The following is a 20469-nucleotide window of genomic DNA, read 5'->3' as shown; positions in this document are numbered from 1 at the left end:
CGTTGCCGCGCGGGCGCGTTCGGCGTGTACTGGACACCCAGCCCGAGGGGAGGAGCTCGAGCGTGGATTTCCTGCGACCCGCCGATCTGGCCGAGGCGCTGGCCGTGAAGGCCGAACGCCCCGACGCGGTGCCGATCGCCGGCGGCACGGACGTGATGGTCGAGCTGAACTTCGACCACCGCCGCCCGGCCGCGCTGCTTGATCTCACCGGCGTCGCGGAGCTGGCCCAGTGGTCCACTTCGGACGGCACCATCCGGCTCGGCGCCGCCGTGCCTTATTCGCGCGTGATCACCGAGCTGGGTGAACCCTTGCCCGCGCTGGCGATGGCGTCGCGGACCGTCGGGTCGCCGCAGATCCGCAACCGCGGCACGGTCGGCGGCAACCTCGGCGCCGCGTCACCGGCCGGCGACACACACCCGGTGCTGCTCGCGCTCGGCGCACGCGTGGAGGTCGCGTCCGTGCGGGGGACACGGGTGCTGCCGGCGGAGGAGTTCTACCTCGGCGTGAAGCGCAACGCGCTGGAGCCCGACGAGCTGATCACCGCCGTCCACCTGCCCGCACACGCGGGCCCACAGCAGTTCGCGAAGGTCGGCACGCGCAACGCGATGGTGATCGCCGTCTGTTCCTTCGCGGTGAACCTGCGGCCTTCACGGCGTGAGGTCGGCGCCGCGGTCGGGTCCGCCGCACCCACTCCGCGCCGGGCCCGAGCGGCCGAGGAGTTCCTGGCCGTCGAGCTGCCGTGGGACGCGCCCACAGCGTTGGCGGACTCGCTGAAACGGCGCTTCGGCGACCTCGTGGCCGAGGCCGCCGCACCGATCGACGACGTCCGCGGCAGCGCGGACTACCGCAGACACGCCCTGGCCGTGCTCGCTCGGCGCACGCTGACCTGGGCCTGGGACGAACACCTGGGGAGTGAGCGCACGTGCGCGTGAACGTGACCGTCAACGGCGAGGCCCGCGAGGCCGACGACGTGTGGGAAGGCGAGAGCCTGCTCTACGTGCTGCGCGAGCGGCTCGGCCTGCCGGGTTCGAAAAACGCCTGTGAGCAAGGCGAATGCGGTTCCTGCACGGTGTACCTCGACGACGTGCCGGTGTGCTCGTGCCTCGTCGCGGCCGGCCAGGTCGAGGGGCGCGCGGTGCGGACCGTCGAAGGGCTGGCCGACGGCGACCAGCTGGACCCCGTGCAGCAGTCCTTCGTGGACAACGGCGCCGTGCAGTGCGGCTTCTGCACGCCGGGCCTCGTCGTCGCGGCCCACGACCTGCTCAACCGCGTGGCCCAGCCCAGCGACGAGGAGATCCGCGAGGCGCTCGCCGGGAACCTCTGCCGGTGCACCGGATACGAGAAGATCCTCGACGCCGTCCGCGAGGCTGCTGTCCTGAAGGGTGGTGTCGCATGAGGACGGTCATCGAGAACGCCGCGATCGCCACCGTCAGCGGCCCCGAATACGACTCGGGGTACATACTCGTGGACAACGGCGTGATCGCCGAAGTCGGCGAAGGCACCTTCACCGGCGACGCCGAGGAGCACGTCGACGCGTCCGGCTGCCTCGTCACGCCGGGCCTGGTCAACACCCACCACCACCTCTACCAGTGGGCCACGCGCGGGATGGCCGCCGACCACACGCTGTTCGAGTGGCTCGTGGCGCTCTACCCCGTGTGGGGCCGGCTCGACGCGGAGATCACGCACGCCGCGGGCACCGCCGGGATGGCTCGGCTCGCGCTCACCGGCTGCACGACCGTGGCCGACCACCACTACGTCTTCCCCCGCGACGGCGGCGACCAGGTCGAGGCGCTCGTCGCGGCCCGGCAGCGCATCGGCGTGCGGCTGCACTTCGTGCGCGGCTCGATGGACCGCGGCGAGTCCGACGGTGGCCTGCCGCCGGACAACCTCGTCGAGGGCACCGACGCCGCGCTGCTCGGCACGGAGGCGGTGATCGACCGGTTCCACGACTCGTCGCCCGACGCGCACCTGCGGATCGCGGTCGGCCCGTGCTCGCCGTTCTCCGTCACCGAGCGGCTGATGACCGGCGCGGCGGACCTGGCGCGCCGCAAGGGCGTGCGGCTCCACACGCATCTGGCCGAGACACTCGAAGAGGAACGCCAGTGCCTCGCCGAGGTCGGCTGCACGCCGGCCGAGTACGCGGACAAGCTCGGCTGGCTGGCGAGCGACGTCTGGCTCGCGCACACGATCCACCTCTCGCCCGACGCGATCCGCCGCTTCGGTGCCACCGGCACGGGCTCGGCGCACTGCCCGACGTCCAACGGGCGGCTCGGCGCGGGCATCGCTCCCGTGCGCGACCTGCTCGACGCCGGCGCACCCATGGGTCTCGGCGTCGACGGCGCCGCGTCCAACGAGTCCGGCGGGCTCGGCGAGGAGCTGCACCAGGCGTTGCTGCAGGCGCGCCAACGCGGCGGGCCGACCGCGCTGACCACCCGGGAAGCGCTGTGGCTCGGCACCATGGGCGGCGCGCGCTGCCTCGGCCGCGACGCCGAGCTGGGCTCGATCGAGGCCGGCAAGGTCGGCGACCTCGCCGTGTGGGACCTGTCGGGGCTCGAATACGCGGGCATCACCGATCCGGTCGCCGCGCTGGTGCTGGGCGCGACGCCGCCGTTGGCGCGGCTGCTCGTGGGCGGCCGGACCGTGGTGGAGCACGGCACGCTGCGGGAGGAGGACGAGACCGCGATCGCCCGTGACCTGGCCGCGGCGAGCGCCCGGCTGCGGGAGGACCGATGACAACGACCACCACCACTGCACAGGCCACCGTCAACGGGGTCGGCGCCAACGCGCCGCGGCCCGACGGCATTGTGAAGGTGCGCGGCGAGTTCGCGTACTCCTCGGACCTGTGGCACGAGGACATGCTGTGGGGCGCGACCCTGCGCAGCCCCCACCCGTATGCGCGGATCACCGGGATCGACCTCACGGAAGCCCTTGCCGTGCAAGGGGTTTACGCGGTGCTGACCCACGAGGACGTGCCCGGCGTCAACCGGTACGGGCTGGAGCACGCCGACCAGCCGGTGCTGGCCGACGACGTCGTGCGCTACCAGGGCGAGCCCGTGGCGCTCGTGGCCGCCGACCACCCGGAGACGGCACGGCGGGCGATGAAGCGGATCAAGGTGACGTATGAGGAGCTGACGCCGGTCACCAGCTCGGAAGCAGCCGTGGCAGGCGAGGGACCGTCGCTGCACGACGGCGGCAACGTGGTGCGCCACGTGCGGATCCGGCGTGGCTCGGCGGACGTGCCGGCCGACGTCGTGGTGTCCGGCGTGTACGAGGTCGGCATGCAGGACCAGGCCTTCCTCGGGCCGGAGTCGGGGCTCGCGGTGCCCGACACGGTCGGCGGCGTGGACCTGTACGTCGCGACGCAGTGGCTGCACGTGGACCAGCAGCAGATCGTCGCCGCGCTCGGGCTGCCGGTCGAGAAGGTGCGGCTGACGCTCGGCGGCGTCGGCGGCGCGTTCGGCGGCCGCGAGGACCTGTCGATTCAGGTGCACGCGTGCCTGCTCGCGTTGCACACCGGCAAGCCGGTGAAGATGGTCTACAACCGGGAGGAATCCTTCTACGGTCACGTGCACCGCCATCCGGCGAAGATGTACTACGAGCACGGCGCCACCTTCGACGGCCGGCTCGTGTACGTCCGCGCGCGCCTGTTCCTCGACGGCGGCGCGTACGCGTCGTCCACCGGCGCGGTGGTGGCCAACGCGGCGACGCTCGGCGTCGGACCGTACACAGTGGACAACGTGTCGGTCGACTGCTGGGGCGCCTACACGAACAACCCGCCGTGCGGCGCGATGCGTGGCTTCGGTGCGGTGCAGGCGGCGTTCGGGTACGAGTCGCAAATGGACAAGCTGGCCACCGCGTGCGGCCTCGACCCGGTCGAGCTGCGCGTCCGCAACGCGATGACCGAGGGCGCCGTGATGCCGACGGGCCAGGTCGTGGACTCGGCCGCGCCCGTCGCCGAACTGCTGGAACGGCTGCGTGCGCGGCCGTTGCCCGCTTCCCGGGAGTTCGACCTGCGCCACCTGCCCGGCGGCGTCTCCAACACCACGCACGGCGAAGGCGTGGTGCGTGGCGTCGGGTATGCCGTGGGGATCAAGAACGTCTGCTTCTCCGAGGGCTTCGACGACTACTCCACCGTGCGCGTACGGCTGCAGCTCGTCGGCGGCGAGCCGGCGGCCACCGTGCACACCGCGGCGTGCGAGGTCGGGCAGGGGCTCGTGACGATCATGCAGCAGATCGTGCGCACCGAGCTCGGCGTGGAGCAGGTGACCGTGCTGCCCATGGACACCTCCATCGGCAACGGCGGGTCGACGTCGGCGTCGCGCCAGAGCTACGTGACCGGCGGCGCCGTGCAGGCCGCTTGCGCCGCCGTGCGTTCCCGCCTGGTTTCGCACGCCGGGCTGCCCGCTTCGAGCCGCGTGCACGGCGGCAAGCTCGTCGCGGCCGACGGCGTGGTGCTGGCGGATCTCGCGTCGGTGCTGGGCTCCTCGACCTTCGACGAGACGGTCGAATGGCGCCACCGCCCCACCTATCCGCTCGACCCTGTCACTGGCCAGGGGACCGCCCACGTGCAATACGGCTTCGCGGCCCACCGCGCCGTGGTCGACGTGGACGTGGAGCTCGGCCTGGTGAAGGTCGTCGCCCTCGACTGCGCCCAGGACGTCGGCCGCGCCCTCAACCCGCAGGCCGTCCTCGGCCAGATCCAGGGCGGCTCCGCCCAGGGCCTCGGCCTCGCCGTCATGGAGGAAATCCAGGTCGACGGCGGCCGCGTCCGCAACCCCTCCTTCACCGACTACCTCATCCCCACCGTCCTCGACATGCCCCCGATGTCCATCGACGTCCTCGAACGCCCCGACCCGCACGCCCCCTACGGCCTCCGCGGCGTCGGCGAACCCCCCACCATCTCCTCCACCCCGGCCATCGTCGCCGCCATCCGCGCCGCGACGGGCCTGGCGCTCACCCGGGTGCCGGTCCGGCCGGAACACCTGACGGGGACGTAGGGCCCGGCGGGGAAATCGCTGGTGCCGGCTTGCCGGCGGGTCAAGAATGACCCGGTGACGGACATGATCTGCGACGTCCCGCAGCACGGCGTGGTCGCGGTTGGCAACGGACGGGACTTCGCGGCGCACACCGTGTCGACGTGGACTCGCACGTCCATCGCGGCTGGCGCGCTTGCGACGGGGAGCGTGCGGGCCCACGTCGAAGTGCTGCGCCGCATCAGCGGCAACCCTGGGCGCGCGTTCCTCGGGGGCAGGCTCACTGCCGGCGACGGCGCGCGTACCCGGATCGAGGTGGGTGTCTCGGCTTTCGACGCGGGCGGCTGCGGGGACGCACCGACCTTTCCGGGGGCGCTGTGGTCGTCGCCGCTCATCGTGGGTCTGCCCACCGAATTCGCCGCGGCCGTGGTCGCGGGGTTGACCGCCGGCTCGCCGTTGCCGCCGGGCTCGCTCACCGCGGACCAGGCGGCGTTCGATTTCATGTGTTCCTCGGAACCGATGTTCGAACGGGCCGCAGCGGTGTTGCGGGCCGCGCTCGGGGCCAAGATCGCCGGTTTCGAGCCGGAGAAGGCGGTCCGCGCCGTGGTGTCCGGTTGGTGATTGGCGGGCTGGCGGACGCCACGGCACCGTGGTTGAGTCGATGCGGAACGTCCGATGTGGATCAGACGGGGAGCACGCATGCCGGACCGCGGGCACGAGCGGCTGTTCGACGCGTTGACGACAAAAGGCACCGCGTTCACCCACGACGAGCGCCGGGAGCTGGGCCTGCTCGGGCTGCTGCCCAACGCTGAGAAGACGATCGGCGAGCAGGTGGCGCACACCTACCAGGAGCTCGCGCGCCGGCCGGCCGATCTGGACAAGCACGTGTTCCTGCGCGGGCTGCAGGACCGCAACGAGACGTTGTTCTACCGGCTGCTCGCCGAGCACCTCGAGGAAACGCTGCCGATCGTCTACACGCCCACCGTCGGCGAGGCGTGCCAGCGGTTCAGCGAGATCTACCGGCGCCCGCGTGGGCTGTACGTGGCGTATCCCGACCGGGAGCACCTGCGCGAGGTGCTGCGGAACCGGCCGCGGCGCGAAGTCGACGTCATCGTGGTCACCGACGGACAGCGCATCCTCGGGCTGGGCGACCAGGGCATCGGCGGCATGGGCATTCCCATCGGGAAGCTGTCGCTCTACACGCTCATCGGCGGCATCGATCCCGCGCGCACATTGCCGATCTTGCTCGACGTGGGCACCGACAACGTCGAGCGCCTCGAAGATCCGCAGTATCTCGGCTGGCGCCACCGGCGCATCGGCGACGACGAGTACTACGCGTTCGTGGACGACTTCGTCACGGCGGTGCGCGAAGAGCTGCCCGAGGTGCTGCTGCAGTGGGAGGACTTCGCCACCGCGCACGCCCAGCCGATCCTCGAGCGCTACCGCGACCGTCTGCTCACGTTCAACGACGACATCCAGGGCACGGCTGCGGTCGCGCTCGGGGCGCTGCACGGGGCGGCGAAGGTGGCGGGGCGGCCGCTTTCCCAACAGCAGGTGGTGATGCTCGGCGCGGGCTCGGCCGGCATCGGCGTCCTGGAGATGATCCGCCAGGAGATGGTGGCGCAGGGCCTGTCCGACGCCGAGGCGGCCGAGCGCATCTGGGCCGTCGACATCGCCGGCCTGCTCACCGACGACCGCACCGACTTGTCGGAAAGCCAGCGCCGCTTCGCCCAGCCCGCCGCGCGCACCCAGGGCTGGACGGGCACCGCGCTGGCTGACGTAGTGCACAACGTCGACGTCGGTGTGCTGCTGGGCCTCTCGACGGCGGCGGGCGCGTTCACCGAGGACATCGTGCGCGAGCTGGCCGCCAAGACCGACCGGCCGATCATCTTTCCGCTCTCCAACCCCACCAGCCGCGCCGAAGCGCACCCGCGTGAGCTGGACTTCTGGACCGGCGGCCGCGCCCTCGTGGCCACGGGCTCGCCGTTCGCGCCGGTCGAGCGCGACGGCAAGCAGCACCGCGTCGCGCAGTGCAACAACGTTTACATCTTCCCGGCCATCGGCCTGGCCGTCACCGCGTCCGGCGCCACCCGCGTGACCGACGCGATGATGCGCGTCGCCGCGAAGACGCTCGGCGAGGCGTCACCGGCCCTCGCCGACCCGGAGGAACCGCTGCTGCCGGCGTGGGAGGACGTGCCCGAGGTCGCCACGCGGATCGCCACGGCCGTCGCCGAGCAAGCCGTGAAGGACGGCGTCGCCCGGCCGGACGACCACCTCGCCGCAACGGTCCGCCGAACCCGCTGGACGCCCGACTACCGCTAGCGCTTCTTCCCGTCGTGGCCCAGCTCGCCCAGGATCCGCCGGGCCACGTCGACCACGGCGGCGCCGGCCACCGCCATCGGTTCCGGTGAACGCATCGAGCGCGCCAGCACGAAAGCGCCCTCCAGACTGGTGATCAGCGCGATCGTCAACACCCGCGCCTGTTCTGCCGGCAGGCCGAACGCGGCGAACTTCTCCGTGCCCGCGTCGATCCACGCGTTGAACACGTCGGCCGTCGCCTGGCGCAGCGGTTCGCTCGTCGTCGCGACTTCCAGGGCCACCGTGGCGATCGGGCAGCCCTCGACGTAGTCGGTGTCCAGCAGCGTGGTCACCCCGGCGGCGAAGAACGCCTCGATGCCACTCACGACATCAGGCGCCGGGGCGATGAAGAGGTCGTAGAGCTGCGCGTACTCCATCCCCGAGGTGCGGATGACCTCTTCGGCGAGCTGTTCCTTGCCGCCGGGGAAGAAGTGGTACAGCGAGCCGAAGGGCGCGCCGGCCTTCTCGACGATCTGCTTCACGCCCGTGCCGGTGTAGCCGCCGCGGCGGAAGAGCTCCGCGCCCGCGGCCAGGATGCGGTCCTTCGTGCCTGTCACGGCACAGAGGATAGCTCCGGGGCGGTAGAGCGTTCTATCAACCGCTCGCCGAAGACCAGGTTCAGCACCACGGCCGTGAGGCAGCCCGCGCTGATGCCGGAGTTCAGCACCACCTGCAGTGCCGCCGGAAATCCCGAGTAGAAACCCGGCACCGCGATGGGGATCAGGCCCACGCCCAGCGACGCGGCGACGATCGCGACGTTGCCGGGATGCTCGAACGACGCCTTCGCCAGCGTCCGCACCCCGCTCACCGCGACGCTGCCGAACAGCACCAGCCCGGCCCCGCCCAGCACCGGCTGCGGCACGAGCGCCACGATCCCGCCTGTGACTGGCAGCGCGCCGAGCACCACCAGCACCACACCGCTGGCCGCGACCACGTACCGGCTGACCATCCGCGTGAGCGACACCAGCCCGATGTTCTGTGCGAACGCCGTGCACGCGAACCCGCCGAACACCGTGCTCACGGCGGTGGCGAGCCCGTCGGCGCGCAGGCCGTCGGCCAGGGTCCGGCTCGTGGTCGGCCGTCCGACGATCTCGCCCAGCGCCAGCAGGTCGGCCGTGCTCTCGGCCATGACCACGAGCATCACGATGAGCATCGACACGATCGCCGCGATGTCGAACACCGGCGCGCCGAAGTGAAACGGCGTGGCGATGCCGAACACGGGTGCCTGCTTGAGTGTCGATGTGTCGACTTCGCCCAGCGGCCACGCCAGCAGCGTCCCGGCGACCAGGCCCAGCAACAAGGCGATCCGGCTCCAGAAACCCTTGAGGAACCGCGTGAACACCAGCACCGCGACCAGCGTGACGCCCGCCAGCAGCAGCCCGCTCGGCCGCGCGGCCGGCTGCTGCGCGGAAATCCACTGCACGGCCACCGGCAGCAGCGAGACGCCGATGAGTGTGATCACGGTCCCCGTCACCACCGGGGGGAAGAACCGCGTGAGCTTCGAGAAGAACGGCGCGGCCAGCACCACGAACACGCCGCCGACGAGCGTCGCGCCGTAGACGACACCCAGCGCGTTGCCGGCGTGCTGCTGCGCGATCGAGAGGATCGGCGCGACGGAGGCGAACGTGACGCCGTTGACCAGCGGCAGCCGCGCGCCGAAGCGCCACACGCCGAGCGTCTGCAAGAGCGTCGCGAGGCCGGCGGTGAAGAGCGACGCGCTGATGAGCAGGCTCAGCTGCCCGGGCGAAAGCCCGACGGCCGCGCCGATCACCAGCGGTGGGGCCACCACGCCGGCGTACATCGCCGCGACGTGCTGGATTCCGCCCAGCACGAGCTGTGGCCACTTCGGGCGCACATCGACGGGATGACGGGATGGTCGTTCTGACATGTGCTCTCCCGGTGGGGATTCGGAGCTAGAGCACGGCGTCGGTCCGGGCCGGGCCGGGCTCTTCGGCTTCGTCGCGGACCGCGGTGCCTTCGATGAGGCCGTAGGGGCGGTCGGCGGCGTAGAACACCTCGTTGTGATTCTCGAGGCCGAAGGGGCTCAAATCGACGAGGAAGTGGTGCTTGTTCGGCAGGGAAAGCCGGACCTCGGCGACCTCGGGCCGTGCGAGCAGCACGGCCTCACCCATCGTGTACAGGGTTTGCTGCAACGACAGGCTGTGTTTCGTCGCGAACGCCTGCAGCAGCGTCCGCCGGATCTCCTGGTGGTTCTTCGCCCAGTCCACGTCGCGGTCGGCTGGGTCGCCGTCGTAGCGCCAGCGCGCGGTGACGGCGGTGGCGAGGATGCGGTCGTCGGTCTCGGCGAGCGTCGTGTACTCGTCGCGCGGGAAGCTGTGGAACTCGGAGCCGCCCGACTTGAGCACGGTCAGACCGTCCACACCGGACACCACCCACGCGCGGTCGGCGTGCACGGTCACGGTGGTGGTCCGGCTTTCGCCGCCGGAGCGGCTGAAGGCGTGGTCGTGCGGATCGCCGTCGACGGGGATGCGTTCCCAGGCGTGCTCGGCGACGGTGATGCGCGCTCCGGTGATCGCCTCCTGCGTGGCCACGAAGTGACGGCCCAGGCGCAGTGCGAAGTCCTCGATCTCGCCGACGTCCTGCTGCTTCGCGAACGCGTAGACGGTGTTCTTCTGCGCGTCGGTGGTCAGGACGGCCGAGTTGTCGCCGGTCAGGTGCGTTGCGGCGAGGTCGCCGCTCAGGGCCGTGGACACGGTGAGGTCGCGCAGGTGGTGCACCGGACCGTCGCGGCGGACGGTGACCAGGCGGACCTCCGCCTTGCCGTACTGGTTGGGGCCCAAGGAGATTCCCACGGTCAGCTCCCGCGATAAGTCGAGTAGGCGAACGGGCTCAGCAGCACCGGCACGTGGTGGTGTGAAGTGCCGTCGGTGATGCGGAACGCGATGGTGACGTCGGGGAAAAACGCTTCGGGCCCGAGGTAGGCGCCGGTGTCGAAGACGAGCCGGTAGACGCCGGGTTCGAGGGTGTCGGGGCCGAGATCGCGGACGCGGCCGTCCTCGTCGGTGACGCCCTCTGCCAGCGGCGTGCCGTCTCCGCGTTCGAATCGCACGGCGATGCCGGCGGCCGGTTTGCCCGCGGCCGTGTCGAGCACGTGCGTAGTCACCAAGCTCATGCTTCTATCGCTTTCCGCAGGCGCAGCGCGGCGATCTTCGCCAGCTCCGCGCCTGCCACGTCGAGTTCGGTCTCGGGGTCGTTGCCCAGCCTCGACCGCAGGTTCGCGAGCAGTTCGGCGCCGCTGCGGCCGCCGGCGCACACGAGGAACACGTGGCCGAAGTGGGCTTCGTACTCGGCGTTGGCGGCGGCGAACTCGGCGGCGTTGTCCACACCGGACTGTTCGGAGCGCGACCACTCGGCGTCGGCGCCCTTGCTCGTCGGCTTCTCCCCGATCCGCGGGTGGGCGGCGATGGCGGCGCTCACCTCGTCGCGGTGCAGGGGAGTGGCTTTTTCAGCGGCGGTCAGGAGCGCGCCGAAGTCCGCGTACGGCCGGCCGGCGAGTACCGCGTCGACCCAGCGCGGCACGGCCAGGCAGGCCGTGAGCGCGGGCCGCACATCGGCGGCGTCGGCGGTGTTGAACTCGGCGAGTGCGAGTGGCACAGGATCTCCTCGCTGCGGGGGAGCTGGTGCCTGCCGACGGTACGGCGCCCTCGCGCCGCCGTCAACATTTTGTTGAACGCGCTGGTCAGTCCACTTCCCGGTTGAGATAGTTGTAGACCGTGAAGCGCGTGACGCCCAGCGCTTCGGCCACCGCGGAGACCGATTTCCGCAGGCTGAAGGCGCCGCGTTCGCGCAAGAGCCGCACTGCCCGCTGCTTGTCCGGGCGGTCGAGATCGCCGAGCTTCGCACCCAGCTCGCGCTCGACGTCGGCGATGAGCCGGGCCAGCGCGGTGTTGAGCTCGACAGGCGGGGTCGGCGGGGGTTCGTCGGTGCGGCGCAGCTGGACGGTGACGCGCGTGGCGCCGCCTTCGAGGGCGGCTCGCGCGATGGCCGGCAACGCGTTCACCAGCTGGTCGGCCGAGCCGCGCGCGAGTGTGCCGAGTGGACCGAAGTCGGTGTCGAGTCCGGCGTCGCGGGCCGCGTCGCGAGCGCGCACGGCGTGCTCCGGCGGGGCGCCCTCGCCCTGGAAGGGTTCGCTGGTGAACTCGGCTTCTAGCTCCACCCCGTGACCGTAACGTGGAGGGCGAGGCGTTGACGAGGCGAGAGCGTCGTGGTTAATCTCGGTTGGCGAAAGATACTTTCCGTACTGTGAAACAACCTGCCGGTCTCGCCGACGGGAGAAGGAGTGTGCCCGCAGATGGATCTCGTGGTGCGCGCCGTACGGGCGGTGACGGTGGCCGGCGTCGGCCCCGCGACGCTGGGGGTCGACGGCGGCCGGATTGTCGCGCTGGAGCAGGGAATCGTCGACCTGCCCGGTGATCGGGTGGTCGAACTCGCGGCCGACGAGGTGCTGCTGCCGGGGCTCGTGGACACCCACGTGCACGTGAACGACCCCGGTCGCGCCGAGTGGGAGGGCTTCGAGACCGCGACGCGTGCGGCCGCCGCCGGCGGGGTCACGACGATCGTCGACATGCCGCTCAACAGCCTGCCGCCGACGGTCGACGTCGCCGCGCTGGAGGTGAAGCGCAAGGCGGCTTCGGGGCGCACGCACGTGGACGTCGGGTTCTGGGGAGGGGCGATCCCGGGCAACACCGGTGATCTGCGCGCGCTGCACGAGGCGGGCGTGTTCGGGTTCAAGTGTTTCCTGCTGCACTCCGGCGTCGACGAGTTCCCGCCACTCGACGCCGCGGGTCTGGAGGCGGCGCTGCGCGAGCTGACCTCCTTTGACGCGTTGATGATCGTGCACGCCGAGGACTCCGAGGCCATCGACGCCGCACCCGACCCGCACGGCGAGAAGTACACCGACTTCCTCGGCTCCCGCCCGCGCGGCGCCGAGAACCTGGCCATCACGCACGTGATCGAGGCGGCTCGGCGCACCGGTGCTCGCGCACACGTGCTGCACCTGTCCTCTTCGGACGCTCTGCCGCTGATCGCGAGCGCGCGCCGCGAGGGTGTGGCGCTGTCGGTGGAGACGTGCCCGCACTACCTGAGTTTCGTCGCAGAGGAGATCCGCGACGGCGCCACGCAGTTCAAGTGCTGCCCGCCGATTCGCGAGGCGGCCAACCGGGAACTGTTGTGGCAGGGCCTCGCCGACGGTGTGATCGACACGATCGTGAGCGACCACTCGCCGTGCACGCCGGAACTGAAACGCTTCGACACCGGTGATTTCGGCCTCGCGTGGGGCGGGATCTCCAGCCTGCAGCTGGGGCTGCCCGCGGTGTGGACGCAGGCGCGTCAACGCGGGTTCGGCCTCGCCGACGTGGTGCGGTGGATGGCCGAGCGCCCGGCGGCGCAGGTGGGGATGACGCGCAAGGGCCACCTCGCGGTGGGCTACGACGCGGACTTCTCGGTGTTCGCGCCCGACGAGGCGTTTGTCGTCGACGTCGCCGCGCTGAAGCACCGCAACCCGGTGAGCGCGTACGACCAGCGGCCGCTGGCCGGCGTGGTGCGCGGCACGTGGCTGCGGGGTGCGCCGGTGACCGGCGACGAGCCGCGGGGAGAGCTGTTGACCAGGGGGAACTGCTAGAGATGGAGGACCACGTGTCGCATGACCGTCCCGAGTGGACAGCCCAGCCGGATCTCGCTTCCCGCGTGTTCGGGGGCACGGTGATGTGGGCGAGCGACGAGCTGTTCGCCGAGAAGGAGAACCTCGTCAACCCGTGGCGCCCCGCGCACCGGGCCGAGACGTTCGGGCCGAAGGGGCAGGTCTACGACGGCTGGGAGACGCGCCGGCACCGCGAACCGGGTGACGACCAGGCCGTGCTGCGCCTCGGCGTCGCCGGGGTGGTGTCGGGCGTGGTGGTGGACACGGCGTTCTTCAAGGGCAACTACCCGCCGTTCGTCTCGGTGGAAGCGGTGTCGGTGCCCGGCTACCCGAGCGCGGCAGAATTGTCCGAAGTGGACTGGGAAGTGCTGGTCGACCAGGAGCCGGTGGTCGGTGACGCAGAGAACTTCTTCAACGTCTCCTCGCCCCGGCGGTTCACCCACGTCCGCCTCACGCAGCACCCGGATGGCGGCGTGGCCCGCCTGCGCGTGCACGGCTCGCCGGTGCCCGACCCGGCGCTGCTGGACCCGCGTTCGCTCGACCTCGCGGCGCTGACCAACGGCGGCGTCGTCACGGGCTGCAGCAACATGTTCTACTCGTCGCCCAACAACCTGTTCTCGCCCGGGCTCGCCGCGCACCAGGCCGAGGGCTGGGAAACCGCGCGCCGCCGCGACGACGGCAACGACTGGGTGACCGTGCGCCTCGCCGGCGCCGGTATCGTCCGCTTCGCCGAGGTCGACACGAGCAACCTCAAGGGCAACGCGCCGGGCTGGGCCGCGCTGTCGGGCCGCCTCGACGACGGAGACTGGGTTTCCTTGCTTCCGCGCACCCGCCTGCAACCGGACACCCGCCACCGCTTCGCGCTCGAAGACGACCCGCAGATCACCGAAGCCCGCCTCGACATCTACCCGGACGGCGGCCTCGCCCGCCTGCGCCTCTACGGCGAGCTCACCAAACGCGGCCGCGAAGCCGTCACCTCGCGCTTCACCGAAACGACGGCCTGACGGGTTCTAGGATTTCGCGCCGGGCCGGTTCAGGTAGATCGAGGCACACGACAGCAGCGTGCCGACGGCGAAGATCGCCCCGAGCCACCACGGTCCGCCGGTCACGACGTTCCAGATGAACCCCGCCGCCATCAACACGGCGGCCAGGGCGTTACGCATCTGCAGCGGGGTCGGTTTGGCCATGCAGCCACTTTCTCATGGGCCTGACCAGCCCTTCGCGGCAGGACCTGCCCCGATGCGGCGTTGGTTGCGTTGGGGCGCAGTGGTCTGTCGCAGGTCGCAGTGGGGAGGCTTGCACGTCTGTTCTATGAGTTGTAGAACAGATACATGAGCCTTACCGCCATCCTCACCGCCGCCGTGCTGGTCGCGAGCGGGGCCACCGCCGCGCCCGCCGCGGTCGCGGCGACCGACCGGGAAGTGCAGTTCGGGTCCGACGGGGTCACCGCCTACGGCACGCTGCACGTCCCCGCGCACCGGGCCGGCGCGCGGGTCCCGGCGGCGCTGCTGATCCCCGGCAGCGGCCCCACCGACCGTGACGGCAACGAGCCGCCGACGGTCGCGCCGGCGACCTTGAAGCTGCTCGCCGGCGCGCTCGACCGAGACGGCGTCGCGACGCTGCGGTTCGACAAGTACGGCACGGGCCGCACCGGGCTGGGCGGGATCGATCCGGCGACGCTGGACCTGGCGACGTTCACACGCCAGGCGACGGCTGCGTTCACCACGCTCCAGGCTCAGCCGGAGGTGCGAGCGCATGACGTGTCGATCGTCGGCCACAGCGAAGGCGGGTTGCAGGCGATGCTCGTCGCGCGGCAGGTTCGCGTGGCGAGCCTCGTGCTGCTCGCGCCCCAGGACCTCCGGCTGCTGGACCTGCTGAAGATGCAGCTCGACGCGCAGGTCACCGCGCCCGACCAGGCTGCGCTGGCCCGCGTGATCACCGATTTCCGCGCCGGGCGTCCGCTCGACTACACCGGGATGAGCACGCAGCTCACGACCTTCCTGCAGCAGGCCATCTTCAGCCCCGGCAACGTCAAGTTCGTCCGCAGCGACGACGCGGTCTACCCGCCGTCCGTCGCGCGGCCCGGCACGCGTGTCCTGCTGACCTGCGGCACTTCCGACACCCAGGTGCCGTGCCGGACCACCCCGCCGCTGGCCGTCGCGCTCCGTACGCTGCCGCGGCCACTGCCCGTGGACCACTTCCAGCACGCGCCCGGCACGCCGGTCAACGACCAGGTGCTCGCCCCGAGCGTGGTCACCGCCCTGCGCACCTTTCTGGAGCACCGATGATCCTCGACGTCGACCTCACCAGCGAGGTCCCGATCTACCAGCAGATCCACGACCGCGTCGTCGAGGCGATCGCGGCGGGGGAGCTCGCCGACGGTGACCCGCTGCCCTCGACGCGGCAGCTGGCCGTGGACCTCGGGATCAACTTCCACACCGTGAACAAGTCCTACGACCAGCTGCGGCGCGACGGGCTGCTGCTGATCACCAGAAAAAGCGGTGCGGTGGTGCGGCGCGCGTCGACCGCGGGTTTCGCGGCCGCCTGGCAGGCCAGGCTGAAGACGTTGCTGGCCGAGGCGATCGCCCACGGCCTCGACGAGCGCGCGGTGCTGGCTCACTGCGAGGAGACTTTGAAGACCTTCGAGGAGGTGACGGCATGATCGGGGAGATCGTGCTGCTGGACCTGCTCCTGCCGGTGCTGCTGCTCGCGGCGGCGTGGGTGATGCCGTCGGTGGCGAAGCCGACCGTGCCGTTCGGCGTCCGCGTGCCGCCTGAGCGCGTCGGCGACCCTCTGATCGTCGAACAGCGGCGGATCTACCGCTGGTGGGTGGGCGCGGCCGGCACGGCGCTGGTGCTCGGCGGGCTGGTGGCCGCCCTGGTCGTGCAGAAAGTGCTCGTGCCGGTGCTCGTGGTGGTGGCGCTGCTGGGCGTCGTCGCGCCGGGTTACGTGCGGGCCCGCGCCGTGATCCGGTCGGCCAAGCAGCGCGAGGACTGGTACGAAGGCCTGCGCCAGACGGTCAGCGCGGACACGTCCCGGGCCGTGCGGCCGCCGTTCCCGTGGCTGTGGGCGGTCCCCGCGCTCCTCGTGCTCGCGGCGACGGTGGTGCTCGGCGTGGTGCGTTATCCGGACCTGCCCGCGACGCTGACGCTGCACTACAACGCCTCCGGCGCACCCGACCGCACGGCCGCGAAGTCGGTGGGCAGCGCGTTCGGGACGGTGTTCGTGCAGGCCGGGCTCACCGTGCTGATGCTGGGCCTCGCCTACGCCACGCCGCGGTTGCGGCCCGACCTCGACCCGTCCCGGCCCCGGGGCAGCGCCGCCCAGCACCGCGTCTTCGCGACGTACCTGGCGCGGGTGCTGCTCCTGTTCACCGCGTGCGTGAATCTGACCGTGCTCCTGGTTTCATGGCAGATCTGGTCGGGTGCGAACCCGACCTCGATCGTGCCGATCCTGCTGCCGACGGTGGTGGGTGCGCTGGGCTTGCTCGGGTTCGTGGTGCGCGTCGGCCAAGGCGGCAGCCGGCTGGCGACCGACGAAGAACCGCCCCGCGACGCCGTCGAACGCGACGACGACCGCTTCTGGAAAGGCGGCCTGCTCTACGTCAACCGCGCTGACCATGCCGTCTTCGTACCGAAGCGCTTCGGCATCGGCTGGACGCTCAACTTCGCCAATCCCGTGGCGATCGGCGGGTTCGTGGTGCTGATCGCCGCCGTGATCACCGTGCCGCTGGTGGTTCGTTAAGGAGCGGTCTGGCGCCGCGAGCTGATCACGCCTGTGTTGAAGCCCGCGAGGTGCAGGCCACCGGCGAAACGCGCGTGCTCGATCTTCACGCAGCGGTTCATCACCACGTCGAGCCCGGCTTCCCGGCCGCGGTCGGCGACCTGCTCGTGCCACAGGCCCAGCTGCAGCCACAACGTGCGCGCGCCCGCCGCGATGACCTCCTCGGCGACCTGCGGCAGGTCGTCGTGCTTGCGGAACACGCTCACCAGGTCGATCTCACCCGGCACGTCGGCCAGCGTCGGGTACACGGGCTTGCCGAGCAGCGTGTCGAGGCGCGGGTTCACGAAGTTGACCTCGTACCGCGTCGACGACGTCAGGTACGTCGCCACGAAGAAGCTCGGCCGCGCCGGGTTGGCCGACGCGCCGATCACCGTCACCGACCGCGTGCGGCCGAGGATGCGCCGCCGCTCCACGGCCGAAACGTCGTAACTCACCGCCGTGCTCATTCCGCTACCGCCTTGTCAAGCGCCTGGTCGAGGTCCCACAGGATGTCCTCGACGTCTTCCAGCCCCACCGAAAGCCGGATCAGATCCGGGCCGACGCCCGCGGCCGCCAGCTGGTCGTCCGACAGCTGCGCGTGTGTGGTCGACGCCGGGTGGATCACCAGCGTGCGGGCGTCGCCGACGTTCGCCAGGTGCGACAGCAGCTCCACCGACTCCACGAACTTCTCACCCGAGGCCCGGCCACCCTTGACCCCGAACGAGAACACCGCGCCCGGTCCGGCCGGCAGGTACTTGCGGGCCAGCTCGTGATCGGCGTGGTCCGGTAGCCCGGCGTAGGAAACCCAGGCCACGCGCGGGTCGGCGTTCAGGTACTCGGCCACGGCCTTCGCGTTGGCCACGTGCGCGTCCATCCGCTGCGGCAGCGTCTCCACGCCCTGCAGCAGCAGGAACGCCGAGTGCGGCGAGAGCACCGCGCCGATGTCGCGCAGCTGCTCGGCTCGCAGGCGCGTGCAGAACGCGTACTCGCCGAAGTTCTCCCAGTACTTCAGGCCGCCGTACGAGTCGACGGACTCGGTCATGCGCGGGAACTTGCCGTTGCCCCAGTCGAAGCGGCCCGACTCCACGACCACGCCGCCGAGCGTGGTGCCGTGGCCGCCGAGGAACTTCGTGGCCGAGTGCAGCACGATGTCCGCGCCGTGCTCGATCGGGCGGCACAGGTACGGCGTGGCGAGCGTCGCGTCGACGACCAGCGGAATGTCGTGCGAGTGCGCCAGGTCCGCGAGCCCGGCCAGGTCGGCGATGGCGCCCGACGGGTTGCCGATCACCTCGGTGTAGATCAGCCGCGTCTTGTCGGTGACGGCCTTGGCGTAGTCCTCGATACCGCCGTTGACGAACGTCGTCTCGACGCCGAAGCGCTTGAGGGTGCCGGTGAGCTGCGTGACGGTGCCGCCGTAGAGGCCGCTCGCGGACACGATGTGCTCACCCGCCTCGGCCAGCGCGGAGAAGGTGAGGAACTCCGCGGCCTGGCCGCTCGCCGTCGCCACGCCGCCGATGGCGCCTTCGAGGCTCGCGAGCCGCTCCTCGAACGCGGCCACGGTCGGGTTGCCGATGCGGCTGTAGATGTTCCCGTACTTCTGCAGCGCGAAGAGGTTGGCCGCGTCGGCCGCGTCCTCGAACACGAAGCTGGTGGTCTGGTAGATCGGCACGGCGCGCGCGCCGGTGGCGGGGTCGGGCGTGCCACCCGCATGCAGGGCGCGGGTGCGGAAGCCCCAGGTGCGTTCACTCATCAGCCGCCACGCTACTCAGCGAGGCCTCCGCGGGCCATCTCTCCCGGACTGTGATCGTCACACCGACTTCAGGATCGCCGCCACCGCTCGCGGATTCGACAGGAACGGCGAGTGACTCGCATCCATCTCGTGCACTTCCCCGCCCATGCGGACGGCCATCCGGCACTGGGCCTCCGGCGGCAGGGCTTGATCGTCGCTCCTCAAGCTGCTCGGAGCCGTCGGGCACCCGAAGACATCCGGTCGAGGGGACGTTTTGTGATCGCCGGGCTCGCTCGTGCTTTGGTCGGGCCCTGGGTCGTTTTTCCTGGTGATGCCGGACGGAGACGAACCGCCTACCGTTCGTGGTGATCTTCGACTCGGGAGGCCGGACGTGCGCAAGGTGCTGACCATCGTGGCCGCTGCGGCGCTGCTGGCTGCCGGGTGCTCGGCGGGCGGGAGCGGCGCGTCCTCGCCGGACAGCGGGCTTGAGGTGCACACCGCCTCGGGCACGTTGAAGGGCACGGAAAACGGCGCGGTACACCAGTTCCAGGGCGTGCCGTACGCGCAGCCGCCGGTGGGTGCGCTGCGCTGGGCCACACCCCGGCCGCCGCAGCCGCGGCAGGGCACGCGAGCCGCGGACAAGCCCGGCAACCGGTGCCTGCAGGCGGCCGGCTCGCCCGGTGGCCAGCCGAGCCTGAACGAGGACTGCCTCTACCTCAACGTCACCACGCCCGCGAAATCCGGCACCTCGCGCCCGGTGATGGTGTGGCTGCACGGCGGCGACGGCACCGGTGCGGGCGCCGACTACGACCCCGCCCGCCTCGTCGACCAGGGTGGCGTGGTGGTCGTGACGGTGAACTACCGGATCGGCGCGATGGGCAACTTCGCGTTGCCGCAGCTCGGTGACAACGCCAGTTTCGGCACGCAGGACCAGCTCGAAGCGCTGCGCTGGGTGAAGCAGAACGCGGCCGCGTTCGGGGGCGACGCGGGCAACGTCACGGTGTTCGGCGAGTCGTCGGGGGCGTTCGCGACCTGCGCGCTGCTGTCCGCGCCGCAGGCCAAGGGGCTGATCGAGCGCGCGATCATGGAGAGCAGCTCGTGCCCGGCGTACTTCGCGAAGAATGCGTTGGCCACGGGATTGGGCCGCCACACGCTGTTCACGCCGCTGAAGGACGCGCAGGCCGCCGGCACCACCGCGGTCGCGAAGTTCGGCTGCGGCAAGGACCCGGACGTGCTCGGGTGCCTGCGTGCCGGTGAAGCAGTGGCTCGACGGCGGCTACACCGAGGTGTTCACCGCGACGCCTTATGGCACGTCCGCGCTGCCCGGCTCGCCGGAAACGTCGATGCGCGAAGGCCGGACGCTGCCGATCCCCGTGCTGTTCGGCTCCAACCGCGACGAGCTGCGCCTCTACGTCGCCGCCACGATGGCCGGCGGGATGAAGTTCGACCAGCCGACGTACCAGGGTTTGCTCGCGGACACCTACGGCGCGGCCTCCGCGGCGAAGATCGCCGCCGCCTACCCCGCAGGGCACCGGGCCCTTCGCCGCGTCGCTGTCCTGGGCGGCCGCCACCACGGACGACGGCTGGGGCTGCCCGACCGGCGGCCGACGCCGAGACCCTCGCCTCCGCCGGACGGCCGGTGTACACGTACTTCTTCGCCGACGAGAACGCGCCGCCGATCCCGGGCTACGCCGTGCCGCCGGGCTTCCCGCTCGGCGCGGCCCACGGCCTGGAAATGGGCTACCTGTTCTGGGAGGCCAAGGGCAACGCGGCCCAGCAGCAACTGTCGCGCACGATGATCGGGTATTGGACGAACTTCGCCCGCACCGGCGATCCCAACGGCGCGGGCCTGCCCACGTGGCCGAGGTTTTCCGAAGGCGCCCGCGTGCAGCGGTTCGCGCCGGACCAGGTCGGGCCGATCGACCCGCAGACACAGTCGAAGTGCTCGCTGTGGCGCCAGGTCGGGGTGTGAGCCCGGGTCACTGAGC

General features: G+C 71.3%; 21 protein-coding genes. 12 read left to right on the top strand and 9 right to left on the bottom strand.

The window, feature by feature from the left end:
- Positions 1-62 precede the first annotated feature (62 nt).
- From QRX50_RS47105 to QRX50_RS47080, 6 genes are all read left to right on the top strand, one after another.
- The gene (locus QRX50_RS47105) at positions 63-932 is read left to right on the top strand and encodes an FAD binding domain-containing protein (RefSeq protein WP_285969527.1); all 870 of its coding nucleotides are present in this window, start codon (positions 63-65) and stop codon (positions 930-932) included.
- Positions 923-1396 carry a (2Fe-2S)-binding protein gene (locus tag QRX50_RS47100; RefSeq protein ID WP_285969526.1) on the top strand — a complete coding sequence of 158 codons (474 nt, stop codon included), beginning with the start codon at positions 923-925 and terminating at the stop codon, positions 1394-1396. Before QRX50_RS47105 ends, QRX50_RS47100 begins: the two co-directional genes overlap by 10 nt.
- Entirely contained in the window at positions 1393-2733 is a 1341-nt protein-coding gene (locus tag QRX50_RS47095; RefSeq protein WP_285969525.1) for an 8-oxoguanine deaminase, read from the top strand. The genes QRX50_RS47100 and QRX50_RS47095 overlap by 4 nt, the downstream gene beginning before the upstream one ends.
- Positions 2730-4997 (top strand): xanthine dehydrogenase subunit D, encoded by a 2268-nt coding sequence (gene pucD / locus QRX50_RS47090; RefSeq protein WP_285969524.1) that lies wholly within the window; start codon positions 2730-2732, stop codon positions 4995-4997. The genes QRX50_RS47095 and pucD overlap by 4 nt, the downstream gene beginning before the upstream one ends.
- Positions 4998-5051: 54 nt before the next feature.
- Positions 5052-5594, top strand: coding sequence for a hypothetical protein (locus QRX50_RS47085; protein ID WP_285969523.1), 543 nt, complete (start codon positions 5052-5054; stop codon positions 5592-5594).
- Positions 5595-5672: 78 nt separating this feature from the next.
- Positions 5673-7295, top strand: coding sequence for an NAD-dependent malic enzyme (locus QRX50_RS47080; RefSeq protein WP_285969522.1), 1623 nt, complete (start codon positions 5673-5675; stop codon positions 7293-7295).
- On the opposite strand, the gene QRX50_RS47075 is transcribed toward QRX50_RS47080, so the two are convergent.
- The 6 genes from QRX50_RS47075 to QRX50_RS47050 form a co-directional block, all read right to left on the bottom strand.
- Positions 7292-7888, bottom strand: a complete 597-nt coding sequence (locus tag QRX50_RS47075; protein ID WP_285969521.1) for a TetR/AcrR family transcriptional regulator — start codon at positions 7886-7888, stop codon at positions 7292-7294. The genes QRX50_RS47080 and QRX50_RS47075 overlap by 4 nt on opposite strands.
- Positions 7885-9219 (bottom strand): nucleobase:cation symporter-2 family protein, encoded by a 1335-nt coding sequence (locus QRX50_RS47070; protein WP_285969520.1) that lies wholly within the window; start codon positions 9217-9219, stop codon positions 7885-7887. Before QRX50_RS47070 ends, QRX50_RS47075 begins: the two co-directional genes overlap by 4 nt.
- Positions 9220-9244: 25 nt before the next feature.
- Positions 9245-10144, bottom strand: coding sequence for a factor-independent urate hydroxylase (pucL, locus tag QRX50_RS47065; protein ID WP_285969519.1), 900 nt, complete (start codon positions 10142-10144; stop codon positions 9245-9247).
- 2 nt (positions 10145-10146) lie between these two features.
- Positions 10147-10464: a hydroxyisourate hydrolase gene (gene uraH / locus QRX50_RS47060; RefSeq protein ID WP_285969518.1), complete on the bottom strand. Its 318-nt coding sequence runs from the start codon at positions 10462-10464 to the stop codon at positions 10147-10149.
- Complete coding sequence (gene uraD, locus QRX50_RS47055; protein WP_285969517.1) at positions 10461-10946, bottom strand: 2-oxo-4-hydroxy-4-carboxy-5-ureidoimidazoline decarboxylase; 486 nt, start codon at positions 10944-10946, stop codon at positions 10461-10463. The genes uraH and uraD overlap by 4 nt, the downstream gene beginning before the upstream one ends.
- Positions 10947-11031: 85 nt before the next feature.
- Positions 11032-11508, bottom strand: a complete 477-nt coding sequence (locus QRX50_RS47050) for a helix-turn-helix domain-containing protein (RefSeq protein ID WP_285969516.1) — start codon at positions 11506-11508, stop codon at positions 11032-11034.
- 135 nt (positions 11509-11643) lie between these two features.
- Here QRX50_RS47050 and allB point away from each other — a divergent pair, with 135 nt between their 5' ends.
- Positions 11644-12972: an allantoinase AllB gene (gene allB, locus QRX50_RS47045; RefSeq protein WP_285969515.1), complete on the top strand. Its 1329-nt coding sequence runs from the start codon at positions 11644-11646 to the stop codon at positions 12970-12972.
- A gap of 2 nt (positions 12973-12974) precedes the next feature.
- Positions 12975-13994, top strand: a complete 1020-nt coding sequence (alc, locus tag QRX50_RS47040; protein ID WP_285969514.1) for an allantoicase — start codon at positions 12975-12977, stop codon at positions 13992-13994.
- A 6-nt stretch (positions 13995-14000) separates the two neighbouring features.
- On the opposite strand, the gene QRX50_RS47035 is transcribed toward alc, so the two are convergent.
- Positions 14001-14177, bottom strand: a complete 177-nt coding sequence (locus tag QRX50_RS47035) for a hypothetical protein (RefSeq protein WP_285969513.1) — start codon at positions 14175-14177, stop codon at positions 14001-14003.
- Between the two features lie 144 nt (positions 14178-14321).
- Here QRX50_RS47035 and QRX50_RS47030 point away from each other — a divergent pair, with 144 nt between their 5' ends.
- From QRX50_RS47030 to QRX50_RS47020, 3 genes are read left to right on the top strand one after another with little or no spacing between them, the layout of a single operon-like run.
- Complete coding sequence (locus QRX50_RS47030; RefSeq protein WP_285969512.1) at positions 14322-15278, top strand: alpha/beta hydrolase; 957 nt, start codon at positions 14322-14324, stop codon at positions 15276-15278.
- Positions 15275-15652 (top strand): GntR family transcriptional regulator, encoded by a 378-nt coding sequence (locus QRX50_RS47025; RefSeq protein WP_285969511.1) that lies wholly within the window; start codon positions 15275-15277, stop codon positions 15650-15652. The genes QRX50_RS47030 and QRX50_RS47025 overlap by 4 nt, the downstream gene beginning before the upstream one ends.
- A complete protein-coding gene (locus tag QRX50_RS47020) occupies positions 15649-16734 on the top strand; it encodes a DUF1648 domain-containing protein (RefSeq protein ID WP_285969510.1) in 1086 nt (361 codons plus the stop codon). Before QRX50_RS47025 ends, QRX50_RS47020 begins: the two co-directional genes overlap by 4 nt.
- Here the strand turns inward: QRX50_RS47020 and QRX50_RS47015 are convergent.
- Both QRX50_RS47015 and QRX50_RS47010 read right to left on the bottom strand, forming a co-directional pair.
- Positions 16731-17207 carry a CoA-binding protein gene (locus QRX50_RS47015; protein WP_285969509.1) on the bottom strand — a complete coding sequence of 159 codons (477 nt, stop codon included), beginning with the start codon at positions 17205-17207 and terminating at the stop codon, positions 16731-16733. The two genes, QRX50_RS47020 and QRX50_RS47015, sit on opposite strands and share 4 nt — an antisense overlap.
- Positions 17208-17215: 8 nt before the next feature.
- A complete protein-coding gene (locus QRX50_RS47010; RefSeq protein WP_285969508.1) occupies positions 17216-18502 on the bottom strand; it encodes an O-acetylhomoserine aminocarboxypropyltransferase/cysteine synthase family protein in 1287 nt (428 codons plus the stop codon).
- Positions 18503-18872: 370 nt separating this feature from the next.
- Between QRX50_RS47010 and QRX50_RS47005 the strand changes: the two genes are divergently transcribed.
- Positions 18873-20453 carry a carboxylesterase/lipase family protein gene (locus QRX50_RS47005; RefSeq protein WP_285969507.1) on the top strand — a complete coding sequence of 527 codons (1581 nt, stop codon included), beginning with the start codon at positions 18873-18875 and terminating at the stop codon, positions 20451-20453.
- Positions 20454-20469: the final 16 nt, after the last annotated feature.

Source organism: Amycolatopsis sp. 2-15 (genome assembly GCF_030285625.1).
GTDB lineage: Bacteria > Actinomycetota > Actinomycetes > Mycobacteriales > Pseudonocardiaceae > Amycolatopsis > Amycolatopsis carbonis.
This window is presented reverse-complemented; position numbering and strand designations above follow the sequence as displayed.

Excerpts from the sequence above, each read along its gene's own strand:
- uraH (WP_285969518.1), bottom strand. The coding sequence starts at position 10,464 with ATGAGCTTGGTGACTACGCACGTGCTCGACACGGCCGCGGGCAAACCG.
- QRX50_RS47070 (WP_285969520.1), bottom strand. The coding sequence starts at position 9,219 with ATGTCAGAACGACCATCCCGTCATCCCGTCGATGTGCGCCCGAAGTGG.
- QRX50_RS47035 (WP_285969513.1), bottom strand. The coding sequence starts at position 14,177 with ATGGCCAAACCGACCCCGCTGCAGATGCGTAACGCCCTGGCCGCCGTG.
- QRX50_RS47025 (WP_285969511.1), top strand. The coding sequence starts at position 15,275 with ATGATCCTCGACGTCGACCTCACCAGCGAGGTCCCGATCTACCAGCAG.
- QRX50_RS47010 (WP_285969508.1), bottom strand. The coding sequence starts at position 18,502 with ATGAGTGAACGCACCTGGGGCTTCCGCACCCGCGCCCTGCATGCGGGT.
- QRX50_RS47030 (WP_285969512.1), top strand. The coding sequence starts at position 14,322 with ATGAGCCTTACCGCCATCCTCACCGCCGCCGTGCTGGTCGCGAGCGGG.
- QRX50_RS47020 (WP_285969510.1), top strand. The coding sequence starts at position 15,649 with ATGATCGGGGAGATCGTGCTGCTGGACCTGCTCCTGCCGGTGCTGCTG.
- pucD (WP_285969524.1), top strand. The coding sequence starts at position 2,730 with ATGACAACGACCACCACCACTGCACAGGCCACCGTCAACGGGGTCGGC.
- alc (WP_285969514.1), top strand. The coding sequence starts at position 12,975 with ATGGAGGACCACGTGTCGCATGACCGTCCCGAGTGGACAGCCCAGCCG.
- QRX50_RS47080 (WP_285969522.1), top strand. The coding sequence starts at position 5,673 with ATGCCGGACCGCGGGCACGAGCGGCTGTTCGACGCGTTGACGACAAAA.
- allB (WP_285969515.1), top strand. The coding sequence starts at position 11,644 with ATGGATCTCGTGGTGCGCGCCGTACGGGCGGTGACGGTGGCCGGCGTC.
- QRX50_RS47095 (WP_285969525.1), top strand. The coding sequence starts at position 1,393 with ATGAGGACGGTCATCGAGAACGCCGCGATCGCCACCGTCAGCGGCCCC.